Origin of the sequence: Vibrio marisflavi CECT 7928, assembly GCF_921294215.1 — a bacterium.
Classification (GTDB): domain Bacteria; phylum Pseudomonadota; class Gammaproteobacteria; order Enterobacterales; family Vibrionaceae; genus Vibrio; species Vibrio marisflavi.
This window is the reverse complement of the sequence record NZ_CAKLDM010000002.1, coordinates 2,848,150-2,872,212: the sequence shown is the minus strand read 5'-3', so window position 1 is coordinate 2,872,212 and position 24,063 is coordinate 2,848,150. Positions and strand designations below refer to the sequence as shown.

Genomic DNA, 24,063 nt, shown 5'->3' with positions numbered 1-24,063 from the left:
AACTTCTGAGGAAATTACAATGAAAAAGTCTAATCTTGCTGTTACTGCTGCGGTTACAGGTCTAGTTGCTTTAGGTGGCACATTACTCACAGCAGCACCAGCGCTAGCGGCCGAAAAAGAAAAATGCTATGGAGTAGCAAAAGCGGGCAAAAACGACTGTGCAACTAAAACAAGCTCTTGTGCAGGTACTGCAAAAGCTGACAACCAAAAAGACGCCTTTGTCGTCGTGCCTAAAGGCCTATGTGGCAAACTCGCTGGCGGTAGCACTAGCTCCTCTTAAGCATCTAACCCAGTCTCAACGTGTGTTGTTCTCAACCAGCACACTTTGAGGCCTCTTAGAAAAGGAAGTAAACGTGGTACCCACATCTTTTCACGAAAAAGTTGGCGTCGGGCTAAGAACGCCACACCTAGAGCACTTCATATCTGAAGATACACCTATACAGTGGCTCGAAATCCATAGCGAAAACTACTTTCAGCCCAATTCTGCAATGCGTCATTCGCTTCGAAAGTTACTCACTAAATATCCAATTAGTTGTCATGGCATTGGTTTGTCACTTGGTAGTGCAGAGAGAGTGAACCCTGAACATTTAAAACAGTTGAATGCACTCATTTCGGAAGTGCAGCCCATATTTGTGTCGGATCATTTAAGTTGGAGTCAAACCGGCGGACACTACTTTAATGACTTGTTACCGCTTCCTTACACAGAAGAAGCACTAGACTGTTTTTGCCGGAATGTTTTAGAGGTGCAGGAGAGCATTCAACGGCCGATGTTGATTGAAAACCCTTCTAGTTACCTCGCCTTTAAACATTCCACTATTCCGGAGTGGGAATTTCTTACTGAGGTACAAGCTCGCACAGAATGCCGATTGCTACTCGACTTTAACAATGTCTATGTTTCTGCTTTCAATCATAAGTTTGACCCACAAACCTATATTGAATCCATTCCTCACAATGCTGTTGATGAAATTCACTTGGCAGGGTTTACGATAAAACAGCTTGAACAAGGAGAAATTTGGATTGATACCCATAGCCGTCCAGTATGCGATGAAGTGTGGCAACTCTATCACAAATGGATCTCAAAGCATGGTGCAACACATACTCTCATTGAGTGGGATTTAGATATTCCCCATATCAGTGTGCTTATGCATGAGGCGCAGCTTGCCAGTGAAAAACTTTATCAGCTAGACAAACAGACAAGTAACCAGCAGAGGCAAGCATAATGAGCCTTTCACTTTCTGAACTACAAACACGCTTTGCTCAGGCGTTGCATTATCAGGCCAACGGTAACGAGTGTGATATCGTCGATGATGAATTTAGCGCGGAAGAGCGCATGCAGATTTATCGCAATAACTTTGTAATTAGCCTCAGCGAAGTGCTGCAAGCTACCTACCCAATGGTGTATGAGCTGGTCGGTGAAGAATGCTTTACGCAACTGGCTAGGCAATACGTTCTGACACACCCTCTTGAACACGGCGATGTTACTTACTATGGCGATGGCTTTGCGGATGTTTTCCAACAGTTCCCCAATGTTATCAACTCAGCACCCTACTTGGCCGACGTTGCTCAATTTGAGTGGCAAATAGACCTGTCTAACCAACGTTATGGGCGAGCAGAAGAACAACCGACCTTAATGCCGCTAGCCCAACTTAGTGAGGTAGAAGAGGCCCAGCAAGGCAACCTATTATTGGTTCCATTTGCAGATGTCGTTGCGTTTAAATCTAAATCTGCTGTGTTCTCTTTACAGCAGGCAATAAAAAGTGGCGATTTTGAAAGCCTAGACATCAATCAACCTGAATGGGGAGTGATAAAGACACTGCCTAATGGCGCAGCTTGGTGCAGCCCAGTAGCGAAAGAGCAAATAGAGCTATTAGATCAACTACACTATAGAAAAAGCCTATCTGAAATCGAGCCTCATTTATTGAGCCAACTGCAGTCATTGATTGAGCTAAACCTAGTTGAAGGCTTTACTTTAGTCGCTACTTGATAAGGATGGTTGTATGTCTAATTCAATCAAAAATACGATTCACTTCTATGACTGCATTGTTGAAAGAACTCAATACTACTTTGTGCCCGTTTTCTTACTATTCCTTCGTTTTTGGGTCGCAGAGGTATTTTTCACTTCGGGCCTGATCAAAATTCAAAACTGGGATAGCACCCTATATTTGTTTGAATTGGAATATCAAGTTCCCATCCTACATTGGGAGCTAGCCGCGTATTTTGGTACTGCCGCAGAGCTTATTCTGCCTGTATTTTTGTTGTTTGGCATACTCACTAGGCCCATGGCTTTGGTACTGTTTGTTTTCAACATCATCGCCGTAGTGTCCTACCCATTATTATGGGAGCAAGGCTTCTTCGATCATCAGCTATGGGGGCTAATGATCTTAATCGTTATTGTGTGGGGCCCTGGCCCACTATCCGTCGATAAATTTGTTAAACAAAAGCTGGCTGGCGATAAAGATTAATCTTCATACATAACCATAGAGCACAAGTAACCGTACAGAATAAAAAAACGGGGCTTCCAACTTTGGAAGCCCCGTTCTATTTCGTCTAATAACTTTACGCTTAACCTAAATAACTTTATGCGCTGATGCCTGAGTGTCTTAACAAAGCATCGATTTGTGGCTCGCGGCCTCTAAAGCGTTTAAACAACTCCATTGGCTCTTCACTACCACCCATTTCCAAGATGTTATTTAAGAAGCTCTTACCGGTTTCTTTGTTGAAGATACCTTCTTCTTCAAACTTAGAATACGCATCTGAAGAGAGCACTTCTGCCCATAAGTAGCTGTAATAGCCTGCGCTATAACCGCCCGCAAAAATATGGCTGAAGCTGTGTGAGAAACGGTTCCACTCCAAGCTTGGTAATACCGCAACTTTCGATTTCACCTCTGCCAATGTTTCCAGTACTTTTGGCCCTACTTCTGGGTCGAATTCTGTGTGCAGCGTGAAATCAAATAAGCCAAACTCTAGCTGACGCAGAATAAACATCGCCGACTGGAAGTTTTTCGCTGCTAGCATTTTATCGAGCATTTCTTTAGGCAATGGTTCACCCGTTTCATAGTGGCCAGAAATGAACGATAGGGCCTCTTCTTCCCAGCACCAGTTCTCTAGGAATTGGCTTGGCAATTCAACCGCATCCCAAGGAACACCATTAATACCAGCTACGGCGCCAGTTTCGATCTGGGTTAGCATATGATGGATTCCATGACCGAACTCGTGGAATAACGTCACTACTTCGTTGTGTGTGAACAGTGCTGGTTTGTCACCTACTGGCTTATTGAAGTTACAGGTTAAGTAAGCCACTGGTGTTTGCAACGAGCCATCCAATGTTGTCCTACGACCACGACAATCGTCCATCCAAGCGCCACCACGCTTATGCTCGCGAGCATACAGATCTAGATAAAAACTGCCACGATGCTCACCGCTGCTGTCGGTAATGTCGAAAAAGCGCACTGACTCATGCCAAGTATCAATGCCGTTGCGCTCAGTCACCGTCATACCAAAGACACGATTCACTACCTCAAACAGCCCTTTCACCACCTTATCTTCTGGGAAATAAGGGCGCAGTTCTTCATCTGAAATTTGAAACAAGTGCTGCTTCTGTTTTTCGCTGTAGTAGGCAATATCCCACAGCTCCAATGTATCGACGCCAAACTCGCTACTAGCAAACTGACGCAGCTGCTCTACTTCTCTTTCACCCTGGGGCTTAGCCTTCACTGCCAAGTCATTTAAAAATGACATCACTTGAGAAGGGTTCTCAGCCATTTTGGTTGCCAGTGACTTTTCACTGTAAGAAGTAAAACCAAGCATACGAGCAATTTCATGACGAAGCTTCAGCTGCTCTGCAATGATTTCTGTATTGTCCCACTTGCCCGCTGTTGGGCCGCGATCTGAAGCGCGAGTAACATAGGCTTCATAAAGCTCCTTACGTAGCTCTTGATTATCGCAATATGTCATTACTGGCAAATAAGATGGAATGTCTAATGTCAGCAAGTAACCATCTAGCTCTTTTGCTTCGGCTGCCGCTTTTGCAGCATCTAGGGCTGATTCAGGCATGCCTTCCAGTTGAGACTTGTCAGTTACATGTTTGCTCCATCCCATAGTGGCATCGAGCACGTTATTAGAAAACTGGGAGCCAAGCTCAGACATACGTTTGCTGATCTCACCATAGCGATGCTGTTCATCGGCTGGCAAGCCAATACCAGAAAGCTCGAAGTCTCGAAGTGAGTCTGTGATGGCTTTCTTTTGAGCTTGGCTTAGTGTTGCAAAATCTTCGCTTGCTTTGATGGCCTTATAGGCTTCAAACAGGCCTTTATGTTGCCCAACCCAAGTACCATATTCAGAAAGTAAAGGCAGGCAGCTTTCGTATGCTTCACGCAGCTCATCACTATTCACTACCGAATTCATGTGGCTCACTGGTGACCATAGACGGCTCAGCGTATCGTCCACCTCTTCGATTGGCGCAACTAAGTTATCCCAAGTTGGATTCGAGTTGTCTTGTAAAGCTTGTTCGATCTTAGCTCGACAGTCTGCAATTGCTGATTCAACGGCAGGTTTAACGTGTTCAGGTTTAATTTCCGAAAAAGGAGGCAGATCGGTGAAATCAAGAAGCGGGTTCGACATAAAGCGTTCCTTCTAGCTGGTACAAGCGGGAGAAAATTGAATATAACTAGTTAATATAGGTAACTTAGCTCAATTTCAATCCCACCCTAGGACTTACAATAAATAACTGTGGTTGATCTCGTATGGTGGCAAAGCCGGGCTATGGGTTTTTGCTTCATACATAGAATGCTTAGAGACAACGCAAGCTAAGCCTTCAAAATTTTGTACTGAAGTTAATTACGACGATACCAGGCAGAAGAACACCAAATGCAATTGCTGTACTATGGGAAAAAGAATATTCAAAATAGTGATTTATATAAGGAGCAAACCCAACCCCGGTGACTTTTTTGACTTTAGAATATACCCCCTCATCACCACACGATGAAAAATCATCAAAGAAGAACTCTCCTGCATATAAGTAACTTCCCTTGAATCTCCAGCCGTTATTGAAGTTAGCCCATACATAATCTAACCCAGTGGCGAAACAGCGATTATCCTGACTGTTTTTAAAGGTTCCGACCAAGAAATTATGCCTTGGCGTTAAGTCATATCCGATAGAGAAAAATTGATTCCCAAAGTGCTCAGTTCCATCATAATCAGGATCATATGCATGATAGACATAAGAAAGATATTTGATTTCAAATCGATTTATTTGGCTTGCAAAGGCAAAAGAAGGAGAAACAAATGAAATGAAACACAATATAAAAATAAAGCGAGCCATAGTTCCACAAAATCCTTGTAGATTAAATCCTTATCACTACATAGCTCCAATCTACATCACCTCGGATGTACATTTCAAAGTAGTTGCAAAAACACTCTTAATTCTGGGAGGTGTGTGAAGTAATTAGCGATTTCTAGCGGTAACCCCTACTCTATGCGCACTCTCTTTTCTTTCACTTCATTGATAAATGTGGCGACGATAACACCGTTAGTTTGGTGATAAGTCGTTTGGGTATATAATGCCTGCAATTCCACCAGTACACGCTAACGCTAGCGTTATGAGAGATAACATTGCTGAGCTATCGACACAGTTTTCACGCAGGCAACCACGCTGATGTAATCAAGCACATTGTACAAAGCTTGATTCTTTCTTCGTTGCAGCAAAAAGACAAACCTTTTGTATATCACGACACTCATTCTGGCGTTGGCCGCTATGACCTCACTCATGAGTGGTCAGAAAAAACAGGTGAATATAAGCTTGGTATTGGCCGTTTGTGGGATGCTGCTGACACACCTCAGGAAATAGAAAGTTATCTTGATGCAATCAAGAATTTGAATGAAGGTGAAGATCTGCAATATTACCCAGGCTCGCCAAGAGTCGCGCGCGCTCACCTTCGCAAGCAAGACCGTATGGTGCTAACCGAATTGCACCCAAGCGACTACCCTCTGTTACAGCAGGAGTTCCATCGCGATAGACAAGTCTCAATATTCAAAGAGGATGGGTTCCAGCGTTTGAAGGCAAGCCTACCACCAAAAGAGCGACGTGGTTTAGTGCTCATTGATCCACCTTACGAGTTAGCAAAAGAATATCGCGATGTGGTACAAGCCATCTATCAGGCCCATAAACGCTGGGCAACTGGGATTTATGCTATTTGGTATCCTGTGGTGAATCGCTGCGATATTGACGATATGATTGAGTCAATAAAAGGGCTTGGTATTCGCAAAATCCTACAAATTGAACTGGGCGTGACACCCGACACCAACGAGCGTGGTATGACCGCATCCGGTATGATTGTGATTAACCCTCCATGGAAGCTGGAGCAGCAGATGAAAACACTGCTACCATTTCTGAAAAGCACAATAGCGCCTGCGACTGGGCATTACACATTAGACTGGGTTGTACCAGAGTAATTCGCCCCAATCTAACTATAAGTACAACAACGATTATGGAGACAGTAATTTTGGACACAGCAACGGCAACGCATTTTGATTATATATGTATTGGTGGTGGCTCAGGCGGTATTGCGTCTGCAAACCGAGCAGCAATGTACGGCGCAAAAGTTGCCCTGATCGAAGCACAAGATCTTGGTGGAACCTGCGTAAACGTAGGTTGTGTACCAAAGAAAGTGATGTGGCATGGCGCTCAAGTGGCTGAAGCAATGAATTTGTACGCTGCAGACTATGGCTTCGATGTAGATGTTAAAGGCTTTGACTGGAGTAAGCTGGTTGAAAGTCGCCAAGCATATATCGGCCGTATCCACCAGTCTTACGATCGCGTACTAGGTAACAACAAAGTCAACGTGATTAAAGGCTTTGCTAAGTTTGTTGATGCTAAAACCGTAGAAGTAAACGGCCAGCATTACACTGCTGATCATATCCTGATTGCCGTTGGCGGTCGTCCTACAATTCCAAATGTACCAGGCGCTGAATACGGTATCGACTCCAATGGCTTCTTCGACCTTGAAGAACAACCAAAACGTGTTGCGGTTATTGGAGCAGGTTATATCGCTGTAGAGATCGCTGGCGTGCTCAACGCACTTGGCAGTGAAACACACCTTTTCGTTCGTAAGCAGTCTCCACTTCGTAGCTTCGATCCAACAATCGTCGAAACACTCACCGAAGTCATGAATGCCGAAGGCCCAACCCTTCATACCCATTCTGTGCCAAAAGAAGTGGTAAAAGAAGCAGATGGTAGCCTAACGCTGCACCTAGAAAACGGCAACAGCCACAATGTTGATGCCCTAATTTGGGCTATCGGCCGTCACCCAGCGACAGACGCAATTAACTTGAATGTTACGGGCGTTGAAACGAATGATCGCGGCTATATCAAAGTTGATGAGTACCAGCAAACAAACGTAGACGGTATTTACTGTGTTGGTGACATTATGGAAGGCGGCATTGAGCTAACACCCGTCGCTGTAAAAGCTGGTCGTCAACTGTCCGAGCGTTTGTTCAATAACAAACCAGAAGCAAAAATGGACTACGACTTAGTCCCAACAGTGGTATTCAGCCATCCACCAATTGGCACCATTGGTCTAACTGAACCAGAAGCGATTGAAAAATTCGGCGAAGAGAATGTGAAGGTTTACTCGTCTGGCTTTACTGCGATGTACACAGCTGTAACTCAACACCGTCAGCCATGCAAAATGAAATTAATTTGCGCAGGTGATGACGAGAAAGTGGTTGGATTACACGGTATCGGTTTTGCTGTTGATGAAATGATCCAAGGCTTTGGCGTCGCAATGAAGATGGGCGCAACAAAAGCAGACTTCGATTCAGTAGTAGCAATCCACCCTACTGGCTCAGAAGAATTTGTTACAATGAGGTAGGTTATTGATTTATATCTGCTTTACCTGTCTCATGGTAAAGCAGATATATTCAAACCTAATCAAACCATTCTCTTAAGCGTGTCATCTTTGACAATATGATGGTGGTAGATTGCAGCTAGTGCATGAATACCAATCAAAAAATAGCCTGCATTAGCGATATACTCGTGAACTACCTTAATGTCTGAATATAAGGCTTTATTTGGGTTAGATAACGCCGATATGTGAATACCAAGAAAATCCCACTGTTTACCACCAATTATCATCCCCACTACGCCTAGAACGGGCAACGAGAAAAAGCACAAATAGAGGATTTTGTGCATCCATGAAGCAAGCGTTTGCTGCCATTGAGGTGGCTCCGGGTTAATGTTAGGCAATTCGTGTTTGTTGTAGAGATAGATACGAACAGCCATCACAACAAATACCAACACACCTGCATTGAAGTGAATTAACTTAAAGTCGTTATGCCATGCGTTCGACTTTGGGATAAAGCCTTTCAATTCAATAACTGCGTAAGTCACTGCAATTAGGAATAAACTTAGCCAGTGGAAAGTAATTTGTTGTCTAGAATATCGCTGCATAAGATAAGTCGTTATTTAGTTTCAATAAGAAGAATAAAGGGGCTCGGAGCACATTTATTATGCAATCAGGCCAAGATAAAAGAGGTGGGAATGATAATGATTATCAGGTTGCTTGTCGAGAGGTGTTCGGGGTGACTTATCCGCTTGCTCATAGAAAGAAGCTGCCAGAATGTGGCAGCTTCAAGTAGGATTTTCTGTTTTACCTTCCAGCAATCAGATTAATGCGCAAGCTCGCCTTCAAGTTTTGAGTTTGCTTTATGTTTTGTAAACAAGCCAAGAGCAAGGCAAGCAACAAAGACTACGACATACAGTGCATCTGCCGTCATCAGTGCAGCGTGAACGCCTGACGATTTCACAATCGGGCTTGAGACTACGAAAGTTAACATCGTGCCTGTGGTACCGCAGGTTAAAACAAAGTTGACCAGCTTTGGAGAAGCCACTTTGGTTTGTTGAGAAGCCAGAGTAATAATTGTGGTGTAGATTGCGCTAGAAACAAACCCTAGAGCGATAATCCAGTAACCTAAGTGAGCGACTTCAGACGCGGTGTTAAACATGTACATAAACACGGTAGCCAGCAGCGATAGCACCAATACGAGCTTGTGCATGTCGACGAAACGCAATACTAGAGTTAGCACCCACATACCAATCATGTATGACATCCAGAAACGTGCAACCATAGTGCCTGCTTCTTCAACACTCATTTCAAACGTTTTTTGCACATACTGTGGCACCCAAGAGATGAAGACTAGCTGGCCAAGAATGTAGCAAAGCGCTGCAATCGCAAGGATATAAACACCTACTCCCCACTTTTCGCTGCTTGTTTTCTCAGTAGAGTTAGCTTGCTTGCCTAGCTGCGGGAACTCAGAAATCCAAGTTAGAACAAAGATCGCGACATAAATGAGGCCAATCACAGCATATACCCAGTACCACGGTGCATGCTTACCTAACATGTAACCTGCGATAGCTGGCAATATCATGCTCGCCATACTAAAGAATGAGTCCGTGAACAGCAGCCTCGAACCACGCTGACGACCATCGTAAAGACGAGTGATAAGGAACGTACCAATCGACATGGTGATACCACCCATCACGCCTAATACAAACATGCACAGCGAGAACACCATCAAGCTATGAGTTAGCATTAATGCAATGATCATTAAAATCATCAGCAAAAAGCCAAAGTTTAGCTGGCGTTTGAGCGGAATGATTTCCATTAACCAAGCATTGAGGAAAATCGCAACTAACATCCCTCCATTAAGGAATGTAAACGTGTTGCTCATGCTTGAAACAGGAATAGAGAAAAAGTTTGCTACAGGCTCCATCACTATACCCGTTACGGCAACTAGCGCACCAACGAGGGCATAAGACAAGAAGCTTATCCATGTAAGCTGAATTCGGTTTCGGTTATTCATATAGACACCTGCAAGTAAGGTAGAGTCGAATTATTTCACTAAGAACCACATTACGTAGCCCTATGGGTTAGTCAGACTTATTTGTATTTTTTATTGTTTTATATCAACAACTTATAATCAAGTTGACCTGAAATGCTTGGGAGGAATTCTATTTAACGTAATATGACACACATGTGACAGATATCTCATTAAGACTGAAATATGGATATAAATTTTTGTTAATAACTGATTCTGTTTATTTAGCTTCGTGCTGACGGCCAATTCGTGGCGCAATAACGAAAATAGAGTGGTGCTATTGGCTTATATGAGCAATTTGAAAAAGGGAAAATTAGAAAGTAGCAGGCAAAAAAAGACCCGCTATTGGGTAGCGGGCTAAATATAAATATCGAATACCCGTTGAAGAGGCGGGTAAAGTCAGTTGGCTATGTTCAACACTCTTAGGCTATACAAGAGCGTTGAAGTGAAGTCATTCAAACAGCGTATGAATAACTTCAGAGCGCACATTAACACATCAAGTATTAAAAAAAAATACTTTTTAATTTGTGTTGTATTAAAAAACAATTCTCCTGCTGTAAAAAGTACGATTTTCAGCTACAATTCGTCTGTTGCATGGAACACATTCAACTCAATAATGTCACTACAACTCAATAGATAGATCCCTACAATGAATACTGAAACTGTCGGCGATAGAATAAAAGAAGCGCTCTTTATGAGAGGAATGAGTCAAGCCGATTTGTGCCATAAATCTGGCATTGAACGGGGACACATTAGCAACATAACAACAGGCCGGATCAAGTATCCCCGCAAACACATAGGGAAAATTGCCGAAGCGTTAGATGTCTCGGAAAACTGGCTACTAACAGGCCAAGGGCAAACTAATACTCACCAATACAACTATCCGATTTTAGCTTTGGTCGATCTCAATTTGACTGAAGTTGGTGTTTGGAATACCGATTTAAATATCTCTGAAGATCTAAAAGTGATTGATGATGGCGAAAATTTGCTTATCATTGCGGATCGACTAGGAGAAGGACCTTACTTGTTTCATCAGTTGGGGCGACTAAAAACCTTGTATCGACATGAGTCTTTATCGCAAATATCTTGGTACCCAAGCCAACTAGATGATTCTTATACGCTTATAGGGAAAGTAACTTCTACCATTAGCAAAGAGTTAATAAACAATGAGACAATTAAAACTTGTCATGGTGAAAGATGAGAAGGTTCACTATACCAATGAATCTGGATCTTTAACTATTTCAGAAGACGCAGATGCGCTGATCGACAAAGAGCTCATTAAGCTTTTTGATAAAAAAGACCGTACAACGATTCGTGGGGTAAGTCGTAGGCACAACCCAAGAAATGAACTTCAACGCATGAAGTGGTATGGCTTTATTACAGCCCTATATATCGGCTTTTTATTAATTGCGATCCCAATGTCGCCACACACAATAAAAATCCTAGGTACATATCAGCCAGCCGGTATTTTAATCTTCCCGCTAACCTTCGCTATGTTGGATGTAATTAACGCGACACTAAGATATGAATACGCCAAAACGACGGTTTATATCGGCGCGAGCATATGCGCCCTAGCGTCTCTGATGATTTACATTTCTTTCAATGTATTGAACATTGGCGGCGAGTATTACAATGTATTCCATCCTTTGATCAAGCTGTATTTAATCAACATGCTTTGTGTGTTGACCTCTGACCAATTGAATAACTTTGTATTTAGAAAGCTGAATGACAAGTTTTACAATAAGAAGCTATGGCTGAAAACGTTGGCATCGAGTGTGGTTGGTCAAATTGCCTACACCATTATTTGGATTCTTGCGTTCTTCAACACAGCAGCAAATGCAACGCTAATCCAAAAAATCATCGATAACTACTCGTTTAAGATTGGTTATGCTGTAGTACTTATCCCTGTGACATATTTATTGGTTTATATCTTTAATACCATGGTGGATAAAAACTTATCAGCGCAGACTACGCAAGAAAACTAATCTAGCTCATTGAAAACAGCCGCTCTAATGAGCGGCTGTTTTTTTATCTACTATTTTTTACTTGTCGTATCTGCTTTTATATACAAGTCTTTCGAGTAAATTCTTCCCTCTGCGTTGTGTTTCGGGAAACCACCAACATGTGGGTTAACCAACCTTGCCTGCATATAGAAGTAAATTGGCGCGATAGGCATATCTTGAGACAGAAGATGCTCAGCTTCATCATAGAGTTTTTGTCTCTTTTTCAAGTTCGTCTCAACCGTCGCTTTCGCGATGATTTCGTCGTATTTAGGATTGCTGTAGCCACCATAGTTACGACTATTACCTGTAGTAAATATCGATAAGAACGCTGAAGCTTCATTGTAGTCTCCACACCAAGAAGCTCTCATCACATCAAAGTCACCTTCTTGACGAGAAGACAAGTAAGACTTCCACTCTTGGTTTTCCAGCGTGATATTCGCACCTAGAGTATTTTTCCACATTGAGGCAATTGCCACCGCGATACTCTTATTATTCTCACTCGTGTTGTATAGCAGAGTGGTATGAAAACCTTGCTCATGAGCGGAATCAATCAGCTCTTTAGCTTTTTGATCTCGTTCTTTCTGTGTCCAATGGCTATACGGTGGCTGAGTGGCATGGAAACCTGCCGTGTCCTTGTGGGTAAACGTATACGCAGGGATATTGCCAACTTTGGTAATATCTTCAGTAATGATATTGCGCATGATGCTATATGACGCGGCTTTTCTTACTTTTAGGTTATTAAAAGGTTTGTGCCTCATATTGAACACATAATAGTAAGTACACAGGAGTGGCGTAACCTGATAGGCATCTTTGTAGTCGCGCTTCAATTCTTCAGCCATGCCGTTTGGAACGTCAGAAGTAATATCCACTTCGCCCGTTCTATATCGGTTAATCGCTGCAGTTTGGTTTTCAAATGGAATGTAAGTGACTTTATTAAGAACCGTGTCTTTGTTATCCCAGTAGTATGGGTTGCGCACCATGACCAACCGTTCGTTCAGAACCCACTTCTTCAGCTCAAATGCGCCATTTGAGACAATATGTTCTGGCTTGGTCCATTTATCACCATACTTTTCCACCACTTTCTTATCCAATGGCATCATTGTCGTGTGCGTAAGCATAGGGATAAAGTAAGGTAATGGCTTATCCAAAGTAAACTGCAAGGTATAATCATCTAATGCTTTCACACCCAGCTTGTCGACTGGCAGCGTGCCTTCAATAATTTTTGCTGCATTGTGGATGCTGGTCATTTTTATATACCAAGCATTCGGAGAAGCAAACTTAGGATTAACCGCTCGTCTAAGCGCAAATACGAAGTCTTGGGCAGTCACAGGGTCGCCATTCGACCACTTAGCGTCTTTGCGTAAATAGAAAGTGTATTCCTTGTTTCCTTTATTTACCCAACGCTTAGCAACACCCGGAATAACTTCTCCGTTTTCGTTTTGAATCACCAAGCCTTCAAACAGGTCGCGAATGATATGCATCTCTGCTAAACCTTCGGCTTTTAGAGGGTCTAAAGTTGCAGCTTCAGCACCGTTGCCTCTTACTAGTTCTTGTTTTTTGGCGAGAACGGTACCTGAGGGAACGTTAGCCGCCATACTAAATGGAGCGGCAACCATTGATGCAGAGATCAATATAGATGAGAAGAATGTTTGTTTCATTAATAGCCCACGATATTTATAGTTAACATTAAAAAAATTAATAATAACATACAATTAGCTCAGTAATTGTAACTATTATGGGCAATTAAAAGACACAATTAAATTTCATAAATCCAAGATGACATGCTCTCTGAATCAAACCAATTGGTTTCAGCGCTTTCCAATTTATATAAACGAAATTGCTTTAGCGGTGGAGAGTAGATATGGATGGTAACCAGCGTTTCGTTATCTGCTTGAAGATTTGAGATTTGGTGGATGTCATCATCGATGCTAGCAGTCACACTACCCGCTTCGTAAATATTCGATTCTGTCGCGTATATGTGTTTGTTCGGCGCGCGCTCAAAAACGGTTTCCGTCGCCTCTCCTGCGAGTACCTTAACACCACAAGAAGTGCCCAAGTGATCATGTATCTTACTACGTTGGCCATTGAGCCAACTGAGCATCAACACCTCGCAATGTTCGTTCTTGAACAAACGTTTTCTACAGTAAGAGTCATCTTTAAATTCTGCTAATTTTTTTATCTCATGCTGACTAAGGTGCAAGTTCTCTAGCACGTAGCGTATAGCTGAAATAGACAGAGGCTTAGTAGTATGCTCTAACTGCTGGATAAAATCATGGTAAGTCAATGATTGCTCATCATTAAACATTAATGGCAACACCGACTGTGACTCTAAATTTCCTGACGATTGGCTCATACTGTTTCCTCCTAAATGATAGCGGCCTTCCCTTGCGGCCAATTTACATCTTATTTACATAATACACACAAATTTGCCACTATCAATGATTTTTATGGAATAGTTGACCCTAAAAATAGTCAATAGGGGTAATATTTTTCACCATCGACAGAGAAAAGATATTAATTATTCAGCCTATTGCAGCCAATAGATCTTCGATTTTCTGAGGAGAAAAAATAATTAGTAAAGATGCAGGGATCTGCAGATACTCACAGACGAGGGTAGAATATGTGCTTAAAAAGCGACGAGAGTGACTTTGCCTTGCGCCAACATGTCAATTTGACAAGCAAAGTCTAAGCGCTTGTCTTCTTCCTTAGAGTACATGACTTCAAGCTTGTCGAAATTCTCAGGAATAAAGCTGACGTTTTTCAGTTTTAGGCTGCGACGGGTGTGCTTATCTACAAAGGTGATTGCCGATTTGTCTAGGACATCCTGACAAGCATCTATCATTTCTTTGGTAACAGCGTTGCTATGCACGGCATCGTGCAATTGCTCATCGGTGATACTGTTATTACGTTTGGAAAAGGTACATATCGCGTACACATCCAATAGCGCGACAACTTTAGGCTTCTTTAGAACGCTATCTTCAAACACCGCCATTAAGCATGGTAGCTTACTTTCATCAAATTTCTGTCTCTTGATGGTATTTAGGCGAAGGTTTGGATTGATAGCTCGCTGAATGTTTTTTTCTAGCTGCGGCAAGCGTGGTAAAGCCCAATCATCTTTAGGGCCTGCATTGGTGCTCGGCACAATTTCACTATCTTCAATACCACGTACAAGTGGTTTTAATTTCTTGTGTAGATCATTGTCTTCAAAAGGCTTTGACAATACAAAACTGGCACCCGCTTTCTCTGCTTTACCTATCTCCTCTTCATCATCCACCGTGGTTATCATGCCAATTTTAATATCTAGGTCACGCTTATCGATTTCTTGTACTAGCATTAGACCCGACAAGTCAGGCATGTGCCAATCCGTCAGCACAATGTTTGGGTGCCAACTACCAATGACCGCAAGCGCATCGACTGCTGTTGAAGCTTTCTTGATATACAGACGTCGATAACTGTACTTTTCTAGTGCCCTTCTGACGATCTCTAGCGTTGCTTTACTGTCGTCAACAATAAGTACTTTCACAAATATTTATAACCAGCTGCTTTAACCTGTTCAAAGTATAGGCATAAATTTTTGTAACAACTAAACTTATGTCTAAAACATGGATGATATTTGCTGAGTGGGAGCAAAGAATGGAATGGCATCACTTATTGACAGAAAACGTACTTAAAGCACTGGCGTTAGATTTTGGTTTGCTTATTCTTGCGGCATGGTTCTTTATACTGTTACTTATCCTACGCGAGTTTCGTCATTTTTCACGCACCGTAGCAGGAAGTGGCGTCGACCAAAAAATGTTAACTCTGGTGCAAAAGTCCGTGGATAATGCTCTGGTAACGGTCTCTGACAATACGAAAACTCTCAACGATCTGGTCGAGGTCCATCACTCATTAGAAAACCAAGTTACGACCATCAAGCAATCAGCCTCCGATAAGCCAATGACCAGTCAGGATCAATCCGCTCTTGATGACCTCAACAAAAAGCTAGACTCCTCGCACTTGTTAATCAAAAAACTAAAAAGCGATTTGGAGCGCAGTATACAAGGGCTTAAAAAAACCAAAGAAAAGCTATACAGCCAATTTCAAACAGTGGAAAGTTTAAAAGCAGAGAATGACAAACTACAAAAAAACTTCGCTCAGCTGGAAGAAGAATATATTCAAATCTCTCAAGCGAAAGGCTTACATAAACTAGAGCAAGAAAAGAAAGAGCTCATCGCCACTTTGAATCAATATAAACGACAAATTGAGGAACAAGACCAAGCCATAAACCAACTTAAAGAACAAGGCAGCGGAGATGGTAACCTAGAGATCGAGGCCGTTCAGGAGGAACTCACGCAAGCGCAGCAAAAGCTGGCGAATTTGACCAAAGAAAAAGATTTTGTCGAGAAGAAGTTCCTCACCTTACTCAAGGAGATCGAAAAGCCAGAGCCCTAGTCTCTTGCTTTACGCAAACAACATTTAACAAAGAATCACCTTTCAACTGGTTGGTTTTACCGTTAGCAAAAAGACCTTTTTTGTTATCTCCCCAATAGGGAATATAAACAGGCCACGAACCATCACTCATCACTTTTGAACCTAGTAGGCGATCCCACTCAGAGACCGTCGGCAACTTCATTCCCAACCGATGACAAACTTGGTTGGCAGTCGAATAGCTAAGTCTGCTCCATGGTTTATCACCTTCCATATAGTACTGCTGCGATTTTTCACCTAAAAACGGGACTCGGTAAACCACACCATCAATAAGAGTCTGAGCACGAATCTCTGGGCTATCATCACGTGTTTGGTCGGCGCTATTTAGTTTCGGTTTGGCTTGAAGCTCAGATGACTTCCTCGCATAGTTTGTCGGTGAGGCTACTGTTCTCGCCTTTGATTTACGAGCTTGCTTTGAAGCGACCTCTCTAATGAAAGAATCACGATAACGCGGGATTTTTTTGATATTACTAAGATCAGCATTGACCTGTTTGAAGCTCTTGTAAGGTCCAATTAAACAGCGGTAGCCTTTGCCGTCACGCTTCATCCACACATCAGTTGTGATTTGCTTATAGAGCTTTTTTGCCACATCCAATGTCATGGGGGTATCGAGGATGCCACATTGAATCCAAAATTTAGACTGCTTACTTTTCGGGGCTTTTTTTCCCCACATCCCTTTGCCGATCGGGCAAGCTGTATCTAATACTGCAAGCTGCCTATCAGAGGCTTGGCTCGCGTTGCACAAAAATCCCTCGGCCACAGCCGCACTTTGTGTCCAAAGAACACTTAATACTGCAATCAGCGATAACGCAGCGCAGCGTATAAAAGGAGAAGGTTCCATCTTCATATTCATCACCCACTCGGTACATATATGAGTAAACTTTTTGACGAGTTTTAATGGTAAATATACATGCAAAAAAAGAGCCGCGTTTCTACGCGGCTCTCTATTTATAGCGATATTAAGCTAACTCGTTAATCTATTAGCCTTTATAAATTTTCGGGTTGAACACATCCCGTAACCAGTCCCCAAGAAGGTTAATCACTAACACCAAAACAACCAGCACAATGCCAGGGAAGATGGTGATCCACCAAGACCCTGAAAATATATAGTTAAAACCGATACTGATTAATGAACCTAGCGAAGGCTGATCAACCGGCAAGCCCAATCCAAGGAAAGAAAGTGCCGCCTCAGACATGATGGCATTTGCCACTTGTACAGTAGAAATTACCAAGATTGGCGAAAGACAATTTGGTAAAATATGACGGAACATAATTCTTGGGGCCTTAAAGCCCATCACCCGAGCAGCTTCGACATATTCCTTTTTCTTTTCTGCCAATACGGAAGCACGAATAGTACGAGCATATTGAGGCCATTCCGCCACCCCAATAATCACCACCAGCATCACCACGGCATATTGGCTATAAAACTCACTGCCAAAACTGGCCTTAAAAATTGCCGATACAATGATAGCGACCATCATGGTTGAAAACGAAAGCTGAACATCCGCAAATCTCATTAAGAAGCTATCAATTCGGCCACCAAAATAACCCGCAGACAGTCCGATAACGATACCTAGAATCAACTGCAAACCAACGGCTAAGAAGCCAATGGTCAATGACAATCTCGAGCCATATAAGATAGTCGATAAGATATCTCGGCCTTGATCGTCCGTACCCAAGACGAACTGAGGCTCTCCCCCTTCCAACCAGGATGGAGGCAGTTCAGAGTCCATAATATCGATAGCGGAGAGTTTATAAGGATCAGACGGTGCAACAATTGGTGCGGCTAAAGCCAGTACAAATAGCACCATGAACACGGCAAAGCTGACCATCGCCACTTTGTCGCGTAAGAAATAATAGAGAAAATCAGATTGTTTGAAACGCTGCCAAGTTGATGGAGCTGTCGTTGTTTGACTCATACGATTAGGCTCCTTTACCCGTTAAGTTAACAGTTGGGTTTATGATTCCGTACATCAGGTCGACAATGGTGTTCGTCACAACAAATATTAAACCGACAAAAATAACGTAGGCGGTGATTAATGGTGTATCTACCCTGTTGATTGCCTCTAAAAACAAGAACCCTGTACCCGGCCATTGGAACACTGTTTCGGTCAAAATTGTGTACGCCACCATGGTCCCGATTTGCACCCCACCAACAGTCAATACTGGCAACATGGTGTTTTTAAGAGCATGCTGATAGTAGATTTTTTTCAGTGCGATACCTTTCGCTTTACTGAATTTAATGTACTCCGAGCTCAGCACCTCTACCATTTCAGAACGCACTAACCGTATAAACAACGGCAACATAATCGAAGCAAGAGAAACACATGGAAGAATTAGGTGAGCAAGACCGTCAAGGTTAAAGTAGCCAGACTGCCAGCCAAACGGAGCTGTTGTTTCTCCCCGGCCGTAGGACGGTAACCAGCCTAATTCGATAGAAAATACATACATCAGCATGATTGCAGTCAGAAAGACCGGAATCGAGATGCCAATACTACTAAACGCCATTACCGCTTTGGTGAACCAGCTTTTTGGGTGTATCGCTGAATACACGCCAAGAGGAATGGATAACACTATAATTAGCACAGAAGCGCCAAAGACCAGCTCAAGCGTCGCCACCAGCTTGTCTAAAATCACTTCAACAGCTGGGCGCTTAAAAAAGTATGAAGTGCCAAGGTCGCCGTGCAGCGCCCCAACAATAAATCGAGAATATTTAGTCAGAAATGGGTCGTTAAGTCCTAGATCATCTCGAAGCTGCTGTCTCTCAGCTTCAGAAACCGACTGCCCGACAAGCTCACGCAATGGGTCACCCAGATTATCCTGAATGGAAAACGCCACTAGACTGATCACAAACATCACTATCAGTGCCTGAAACAGGCGCTTGACCAGAAATGAAAACATTTCTTCCCCTTTAATAAATCAATAAAAAAGCCACCCAAAGTATGTCTTTAGGTGGCTAATTAAGCCCTATTTCACAACAAGATCACCGAAGTACGGATAGTTCATTGCGTTTACAATTGGCTGAATATCAACATTTGATTTCGCACCCCAAGCAAGGTTTTGCCAGTGTAGAGGAACGAACGCTGCGTCGCTGTATAGAATGTCTTCTACTTTGCGAAGCATTTCAGAGCGTTTAGCTGGATCAGTTTCCATATTGGAAGCTTCAACTAACTTATCAACTTCAGCATTTGAGTAGTGACCACAGTTATATTGACCACGACCTGTTTTCTCATCACGCGTCATTGTTAGGAACTCAGAGAAGTTTGCAGAATCTTCTGTATCTGAGTGCCAACCAATCATCAGCATATCTGCTGCACACTTATCAAACTCTGGCCAATATTGCGCTTTTGGCATTGTTTTAAGGTCAACTTTGATACCGATCTTTGACAGCATCGCTGCTGCAGCTTGAGCAATTTTCGCGTCATTTACATAACGGTTATTTGGCGCGATCATGGTTAGGTTGAAGCCTTTCTCATAACCCGCTTCTTTCATCAACTGCTTAGCTTTTTTAAGGTCATAACGAGGTACCAAGTTTGGATCGTAACCCGCGTAGCCCTTCGGACCTTGCTGGCCCGCTGTAGTTGCAAAGCCTTTCATGATTTTCTTAACAATACCTTCATTGTTAATCGCATACACAATGGCTTGACGTACACGTGGATCTTTTAAGGCTTCATTGCTGTTTTGGTTCATTTGTAGCTCAATGATTCGCGTACCTGGCAAAGTTACCAAGTCGATACCCGGAGCAGTCGCTACACGTTTATGATCATTTGGCGCAACAGGAGCAATCATGTCCACATCACCAGAAAGAAGTGCAGCAACACGAGTCGCGTCTTCTTTGATTGGCACCAAAGTTAATTCATCAACGTTGCCTTTCGAAGCCTTATCCCAGTAACCTTTAAAGCGATCAAATACCACTTTTACACCCTGCTCACGCTCAGATACAGTGAACGGTCCTGTACCTGAAGTGTTAGTAGAAGCAAAAGAGTTACCATGCTTAACGATTTCTGACTTGTCTTTCCCATCAGCAGTTTTACCAGTGTAGAACTTATGATCCATCGGGAAGATATACGTCGCGGTTTGTAGCACTAGTGGATAAACATCTGCAGACACTAGATCGACTGTGTAGTCATCAACCTTAACCATTTTTGTATAAGGTTCGAAAATTGCTTTGAAGTCTGGAGATTCTTTCAAACGGTCGAAAGTCCACACTACATCATCAGCAGTGAAGTCGTTACCTGAGTGGAACTTTACGCCTTTACGCAGATAGAAGCGGAAGGTTGTATCGTTAACACGCTCCCATTTTTCGGCTAAACGCGGCTCAAAGCTAAGGTCTTGGGTGTAGCGCACCAAAGGATCAAACACCATGTGGGACATCTGCAACGTACCACCTGATAATTGCTCTTGAGGATCGAGAGATACTGGGTCTGCGTCATACGCGACGGTAATATCTGCTGCCACTGCACCGAAGCTCAAGCTAGCTGCCATCATCGCAGCAGCTAATGTGCCTTTTATGCTTTTCATTTGCATGACTCCTTTGCGGGATTAAATCCCTAGTCGTTGTATTTGCTTTTTAGTTTATTTATATAGCGGCCTAAGCCGTTTTTATCTCTTCTCGTAGGCCAGTAAACTCTGGCATTAGAGAAATAAGTTGCTTGCTGTATTCATGTTCTGGGTTTGAGAATAGTTGCTCTGTTGGCGCAACTTCTAACAGTGTCCCCATCTGCATTACGCCTACCCGATCGCACATTTGTCGAATGACTGGCAAATCATGACTTATAAACAGCATAGTTAAGTTCAGCTCATCTTGAAGATCTTTCAATAAGTTGAGAATTTGGGCCTGTACCGAAACATCCAAAGCAGAAGTTGGTTCATCACAGATAAGTAAGCGTGGGCGAGTTGCCAACGCTCGCGCAATCGAGATCCTTTGTCTCTGGCCACCAGAAAACTCATGCGGATATTTAACACCAGCCATTTTTCCAAGGCCCACATGCTCAAGTAAATCATTGACGATTTGACGGGTTTCCATTTCATTTTTAGTGAGGTTGTGGAAACGAATCGGCTCAGCGATAATGTCCGAAATCTTCATTCTTGGGTTCATTGAGGTATAGGGGTTTTGAAACACCATTTGCATCTGACGACGCAACGGCCTACGCTCTTTTTCTGATTTAAGCGCTGTTAGATCGATACCTTCAAAGGTCACTTTGCCTGAGTTGGGTTCATACAAACCGGCAATGACACGCGCGATAGTCGACTTGCCAGAACCTGACTCTCCTACCAAACCAAAGGTTTCACCTTCAAATACCTCGAAGCTGACATTATTTGATGCCTGTACATATTCTCTACGGCTTTCAAATAGAGAGTCTTTGGTAATGAAGCGCAAGTTGACATTTTCAACAGTGAGGAGTGAGCCGGAATACTCTCTTTGATCTTGGCTTTGGCCAAGCCAATGGTTCTTAACATCCAACGGCTCCATTTCGGTCGCTTCTTCGATATAACTAACAAGAGGGAATCGATCGAGCTTCACATCCGAGCGAGGAACAGCAGAAATCAAACTTCGCGTATAGGAGTGGTCTGGGTCACCTAACACTTTGCTCGTTGGGCCAAACTCAACAAGATCGCCACGATACATCACAGCTACACGATCGGTCACGTTGGACACCACGCCCATATCGTGAGTCACAAGCATGCAGCCGACATTGTTTTGGATGCAAAGCTCGCGAATAAGATTCAAAATCTGGTCTTGAATAGATACATCAAGGGCAGTGGTTGGTTCATCTGCAATGATCAAATCAGGCTCACCCGCAAGAGCAATGGCTATGACAACCCTTTGGCGCATACCACCAGAAAACTGGTGTGGATATTGTTTTAAACGGTTTTCAGGTTGAGGGATACCCACTTGGTTCATTAATGAAAGAGCGCGCTTGTAGGCCTCCTCATCTGAAACCTTCATATTCGCATGAATGGTCTCTTTCAACTGCTGCTCAACCGTAAAGAGTGGATTGAGTGAGGTCATTGGGTCTTGGAAAATAAAGCCAATTTTGGATCCGCGCACTCGACGCATCTTTTCGGCAGTTAAGCCCGAAATTTTCTCTCCATCTAAGAACACATCTCCACTTGCAATATGCCCGGGTGGGCTAAGCAAATCGATAACCGCATTACCAACTGTCGATTTACCGGCACCAGATTCACCAACGACACCAACAATTTCACCACGTTCGATATTGAAAGAAAGGGATTTAACCGCGGCGTGAACGCCATGACGAGAGGGATATTCTATACGAAGGTTTTTGACCTCTAGAAGCGACATTTACCAGACCTCTACTGCTATGTCTGTCAATGGTGCTGATTTAAACGCTCTACAACAGCTTAAAAAATACTTTAACACCATACCATCAACACTATGAATTCATGACTAGTAAATCTGGCAAAAAATTCACAAAAAAGCAACATCAAGTCTGTTTTATACGGGGTAGGTTAAACAATTAGAGCATTTATTATTCAATAACTATGCAGTTGGTAGACATTTATTCTCATAGGAAAACGATTTCCATTGTAGAAATATGTTCAGTAACACTAAGTAGGCAGAAGTTTTTTGATGTTAACAACCAAGTAGCAACATAAAAAACCAGCAATTATTATGCGAGCGTACGGTAATAAGGTTTAAAGAAGCAAAAGCGTGACAAACCACTCAAAATCACCGCAAGAAAAGAGCAAAAGCACTACGTAGAAAACACCAAATAGTCACTTAGACGGCAGGTGGCTGAGGCTCGGATCTACTCTCTAGCTCACCGACCCTCTGCTTTCTCAACATTCTTTAAAAAGAGTAGATGACATTAACACTTGAGTAATAATCTGTCTTTTGAGTATTTTTACTGCCTTCCGGCAAGTTGGTGTTATGAGTGACGGTATACCCCAATTGAAGTCCTAGATTTTCCAATATTTTCGTGGTCAACGCTGATTTGGATTTCGTCTGGGTATTGTCAGCTCCAGTATTTACTTCGATCGACTGAGTAAATGATGCAACCTCACTAATATTCCAGACGAAGTTGCCCGACAGTTGGCCAACGACTTCCTTATTCTTTTCACCAGTGTCTGCAACACGCTGATAACGATAACCCGGGCCAAGCTGTAAATCGAAAGTCACTTCTTTGTTGTTTATGATTCTTCGTCCAATACCTATGGCATTTACAATCGTAACGTCATAGGTACTGAATTCATTGTATGTATTGCTGCTGGTGTATGAGAGAAAGTCCTTTTCGGTTTGATAATAGTTAACCCCAAGCTCTAGATCATAAAGTTCAGCAGAGGTTTCACCTTCACTCGTATTGTGGATAGCATTAAAATCGAGCTTGTTGCTCCATTCATCCTTTTTATATAGGAGCGATAAACCTCCATTGGTACTAGACGAAGTTGTATTTCCTCCTGTAGCACTCAAACCAAATTGAACATTCCCACTCCAAGGAGTCTCTTTTTTTTCCTGTGCCTCTGCAGAAAATGATGCACAAACCACTAGAGCTAATAGAGTATAAGGGAGAAGAGTTCTTTTCATCTTTTTAACCTTTAGCAACAACAATTCTCATTAAGTTGAAATGTTGTATAACATGAAGATAAAGGGATATTTGTAAGCGCTAGCTTCAGGTTTGGTTAAAGTAATGTTATTAAAGATTCCTTTACTTTAAATGTTGATTACTCACATCAAACCCATGGATGATTTATTCCA

At 42.7% G+C, this 24,063-nt stretch carries 22 protein-coding genes; 9 read left to right on the top strand and 13 right to left on the bottom strand.

Going from position 1 to position 24,063, the window contains the following annotated elements:
- Positions 1-19 precede the first annotated feature (19 nt).
- From L7A31_RS19995 to L7A31_RS19980, 4 genes are all read left to right on the top strand, one after another.
- A complete protein-coding gene (locus L7A31_RS19995) occupies positions 20-280 on the top strand; it encodes a BufA1 family periplasmic bufferin-type metallophore (RefSeq protein WP_237363498.1) in 261 nt (86 codons plus the stop codon).
- A gap of 73 nt (positions 281-353) precedes the next feature.
- A complete protein-coding gene (bufB, locus tag L7A31_RS19990; RefSeq protein WP_237363497.1) occupies positions 354-1,220 on the top strand; it encodes an MNIO family bufferin maturase in 867 nt (288 codons plus the stop codon).
- Positions 1,220-1,984, top strand: a complete 765-nt coding sequence (locus L7A31_RS19985; RefSeq protein ID WP_237363496.1) for an HvfC/BufC N-terminal domain-containing protein — start codon at positions 1,220-1,222, stop codon at positions 1,982-1,984. The genes bufB and L7A31_RS19985 overlap by 1 nt, the downstream gene beginning before the upstream one ends.
- Before the next feature lie 13 nt (positions 1,985-1,997).
- Positions 1,998-2,462 (top strand): DoxX family protein, encoded by a 465-nt coding sequence (locus tag L7A31_RS19980; protein WP_237363495.1) that lies wholly within the window; start codon positions 1,998-2,000, stop codon positions 2,460-2,462.
- Between the two features lie 115 nt (positions 2,463-2,577).
- Here the strand turns inward: L7A31_RS19980 and prlC are convergent, their stop codons facing one another.
- Positions 2,578-4,620 carry an oligopeptidase A gene (prlC, locus tag L7A31_RS19975; protein ID WP_237363494.1) on the bottom strand — a complete coding sequence of 681 codons (2,043 nt, stop codon included), beginning with the start codon at positions 4,618-4,620 and terminating at the stop codon, positions 2,578-2,580.
- 193 nt (positions 4,621-4,813) lie between these two features.
- The gene (locus L7A31_RS19970; RefSeq protein WP_237363493.1) at positions 4,814-5,320 is read right to left on the bottom strand and encodes a hypothetical protein; all 507 of its coding nucleotides are present in this window, start codon (positions 5,318-5,320) and stop codon (positions 4,814-4,816) included.
- Positions 5,321-5,610: 290 nt separating this feature from the next.
- Between L7A31_RS19970 and L7A31_RS19965 the strand changes: the two genes are divergently transcribed.
- A complete protein-coding gene (locus tag L7A31_RS19965) occupies positions 5,611-6,450 on the top strand; it encodes a 23S rRNA (adenine(2030)-N(6))-methyltransferase RlmJ (RefSeq protein WP_237363492.1) in 840 nt (279 codons plus the stop codon).
- Between the two features lie 50 nt (positions 6,451-6,500).
- Positions 6,501-7,868 carry a glutathione-disulfide reductase gene (gene gorA, locus L7A31_RS19960; RefSeq protein ID WP_435532908.1) on the top strand — a complete coding sequence of 456 codons (1,368 nt, stop codon included), beginning with the start codon at positions 6,501-6,503 and terminating at the stop codon, positions 7,866-7,868.
- A gap of 59 nt (positions 7,869-7,927) precedes the next feature.
- Here the strand turns inward: gorA and L7A31_RS19955 are convergent, their stop codons facing one another.
- Both L7A31_RS19955 and tsgA read right to left on the bottom strand, forming a co-directional pair.
- On the bottom strand, positions 7,928-8,446 hold the full coding sequence (locus L7A31_RS19955) for a cytochrome b (protein ID WP_237363490.1): 519 nt from the start codon (positions 8,444-8,446) through the stop codon (positions 7,928-7,930).
- 218 nt (positions 8,447-8,664) lie between these two features.
- Positions 8,665-9,858: an MFS transporter TsgA gene (gene tsgA / locus L7A31_RS19950; RefSeq protein WP_237363489.1), complete on the bottom strand. Its 1,194-nt coding sequence runs from the start codon at positions 9,856-9,858 to the stop codon at positions 8,665-8,667.
- A gap of 664 nt (positions 9,859-10,522) precedes the next feature.
- On the opposite strand from tsgA, the gene L7A31_RS19945 reads away from it, so the two are divergent.
- Together L7A31_RS19945 and L7A31_RS19940 are read left to right on the top strand one after the other, a co-directional pair.
- Positions 10,523-11,074, top strand: coding sequence for a helix-turn-helix domain-containing protein (locus tag L7A31_RS19945; RefSeq protein WP_237363488.1), 552 nt, complete (start codon positions 10,523-10,525; stop codon positions 11,072-11,074).
- Entirely contained in the window at positions 11,040-11,858 is an 819-nt protein-coding gene (locus L7A31_RS19940) for a VUT family protein (protein WP_237363487.1), read from the top strand. The genes L7A31_RS19945 and L7A31_RS19940 overlap by 35 nt, the downstream gene beginning before the upstream one ends.
- Positions 11,859-11,908: 50 nt before the next feature.
- Here L7A31_RS19940 and L7A31_RS19935 read toward each other — a convergent pair whose 3' ends face one another.
- From L7A31_RS19935 to L7A31_RS19925, 3 genes are all read right to left on the bottom strand, one after another.
- Positions 11,909-13,534 carry a peptide ABC transporter substrate-binding protein gene (locus tag L7A31_RS19935; protein ID WP_237363486.1) on the bottom strand — a complete coding sequence of 542 codons (1,626 nt, stop codon included), beginning with the start codon at positions 13,532-13,534 and terminating at the stop codon, positions 11,909-11,911.
- Between the two features lie 98 nt (positions 13,535-13,632).
- Positions 13,633-14,229 carry a cysteine dioxygenase gene (locus L7A31_RS19930; RefSeq protein ID WP_237363485.1) on the bottom strand — a complete coding sequence of 199 codons (597 nt, stop codon included), beginning with the start codon at positions 14,227-14,229 and terminating at the stop codon, positions 13,633-13,635.
- Between the two features lie 273 nt (positions 14,230-14,502).
- Entirely contained in the window at positions 14,503-15,399 is an 897-nt protein-coding gene (locus L7A31_RS19925; protein ID WP_237363484.1) for a response regulator, read from the bottom strand.
- Positions 15,400-15,509: 110 nt separating this feature from the next.
- Between L7A31_RS19925 and L7A31_RS19920 the strand changes: the two genes are divergently transcribed.
- Complete coding sequence (locus tag L7A31_RS19920; RefSeq protein ID WP_237363483.1) at positions 15,510-16,307, top strand: chromosome partitioning protein ParA; 798 nt, start codon at positions 15,510-15,512, stop codon at positions 16,305-16,307.
- Here the strand turns inward: L7A31_RS19920 and L7A31_RS19915 are convergent.
- The 6 genes from L7A31_RS19915 to L7A31_RS19890 form a co-directional block, all read right to left on the bottom strand.
- Complete coding sequence (locus L7A31_RS19915) at positions 16,279-17,190, bottom strand: SPOR domain-containing protein (protein ID WP_237363482.1); 912 nt, start codon at positions 17,188-17,190, stop codon at positions 16,279-16,281. The genes L7A31_RS19920 and L7A31_RS19915 overlap by 29 nt on opposite strands.
- Before the next feature lie 133 nt (positions 17,191-17,323).
- Positions 17,324-18,262: an ABC transporter permease gene (locus tag L7A31_RS19910; protein ID WP_237363481.1), complete on the bottom strand. Its 939-nt coding sequence runs from the start codon at positions 18,260-18,262 to the stop codon at positions 17,324-17,326.
- 4 nt (positions 18,263-18,266) lie between these two features.
- Entirely contained in the window at positions 18,267-19,244 is a 978-nt protein-coding gene (locus L7A31_RS19905) for an ABC transporter permease (protein WP_237363480.1), read from the bottom strand.
- Positions 19,245-19,310: 66 nt separating this feature from the next.
- Entirely contained in the window at positions 19,311-20,864 is a 1,554-nt protein-coding gene (locus L7A31_RS19900; RefSeq protein ID WP_237363479.1) for an ABC transporter substrate-binding protein, read from the bottom strand.
- A gap of 70 nt (positions 20,865-20,934) precedes the next feature.
- Complete coding sequence (locus L7A31_RS19895; RefSeq protein WP_237363478.1) at positions 20,935-22,650, bottom strand: dipeptide ABC transporter ATP-binding protein; 1,716 nt, start codon at positions 22,648-22,650, stop codon at positions 20,935-20,937.
- Positions 22,651-23,157: 507 nt separating this feature from the next.
- Complete coding sequence (locus L7A31_RS19890) at positions 23,158-23,892, bottom strand: DUF481 domain-containing protein (protein WP_237363477.1); 735 nt, start codon at positions 23,890-23,892, stop codon at positions 23,158-23,160.
- Positions 23,893-24,063 lie beyond the last annotated feature (171 nt).

Coding starts and splice junctions, on each gene's coding strand:
- L7A31_RS19935 (WP_237363486.1), bottom strand. CDS start 13,534: ATGAAACAAACATTCTTCTCATCTATATTGATCTCTGCATCAATGGTT.
- L7A31_RS19980 (WP_237363495.1), top strand. CDS start 1,998: ATGTCTAATTCAATCAAAAATACGATTCACTTCTATGACTGCATTGTT.
- L7A31_RS19955 (WP_237363490.1), bottom strand. CDS start 8,446: ATGCAGCGATATTCTAGACAACAAATTACTTTCCACTGGCTAAGTTTA.
- L7A31_RS19945 (WP_237363488.1), top strand. CDS start 10,523: ATGAATACTGAAACTGTCGGCGATAGAATAAAAGAAGCGCTCTTTATG.
- L7A31_RS19890 (WP_237363477.1), bottom strand. CDS start 23,892: ATGAAAAGAACTCTTCTCCCTTATACTCTATTAGCTCTAGTGGTTTGT.
- L7A31_RS19915 (WP_237363482.1), bottom strand. CDS start 17,190: ATGAAGATGGAACCTTCTCCTTTTATACGCTGCGCTGCGTTATCGCTG.
- tsgA (WP_237363489.1), bottom strand. CDS start 9,858: ATGAATAACCGAAACCGAATTCAGCTTACATGGATAAGCTTCTTGTCT.
- L7A31_RS19905 (WP_237363480.1), bottom strand. CDS start 19,244: ATGTTTTCATTTCTGGTCAAGCGCCTGTTTCAGGCACTGATAGTGATG.
- L7A31_RS19895 (WP_237363478.1), bottom strand. CDS start 22,650: ATGTCGCTTCTAGAGGTCAAAAACCTTCGTATAGAATATCCCTCTCGT.
- L7A31_RS19940 (WP_237363487.1), top strand. CDS start 11,040: ATGAGACAATTAAAACTTGTCATGGTGAAAGATGAGAAGGTTCACTAT.
- L7A31_RS19930 (WP_237363485.1), bottom strand. CDS start 14,229: ATGAGCCAATCGTCAGGAAATTTAGAGTCACAGTCGGTGTTGCCATTA.
- L7A31_RS19970 (WP_237363493.1), bottom strand. CDS start 5,320: ATGGCTCGCTTTATTTTTATATTGTGTTTCATTTCATTTGTTTCTCCT.
- L7A31_RS19920 (WP_237363483.1), top strand. CDS start 15,510: ATGGAATGGCATCACTTATTGACAGAAAACGTACTTAAAGCACTGGCG.
- L7A31_RS19910 (WP_237363481.1), bottom strand. CDS start 18,262: ATGAGTCAAACAACGACAGCTCCATCAACTTGGCAGCGTTTCAAACAA.
- L7A31_RS19900 (WP_237363479.1), bottom strand. CDS start 20,864: ATGAAAAGCATAAAAGGCACATTAGCTGCTGCGATGATGGCAGCTAGC.
- prlC (WP_237363494.1), bottom strand. CDS start 4,620: ATGTCGAACCCGCTTCTTGATTTCACCGATCTGCCTCCTTTTTCGGAA.
- L7A31_RS19995 (WP_237363498.1), top strand. CDS start 20: ATGAAAAAGTCTAATCTTGCTGTTACTGCTGCGGTTACAGGTCTAGTT.
- L7A31_RS19985 (WP_237363496.1), top strand. CDS start 1,220: ATGAGCCTTTCACTTTCTGAACTACAAACACGCTTTGCTCAGGCGTTG.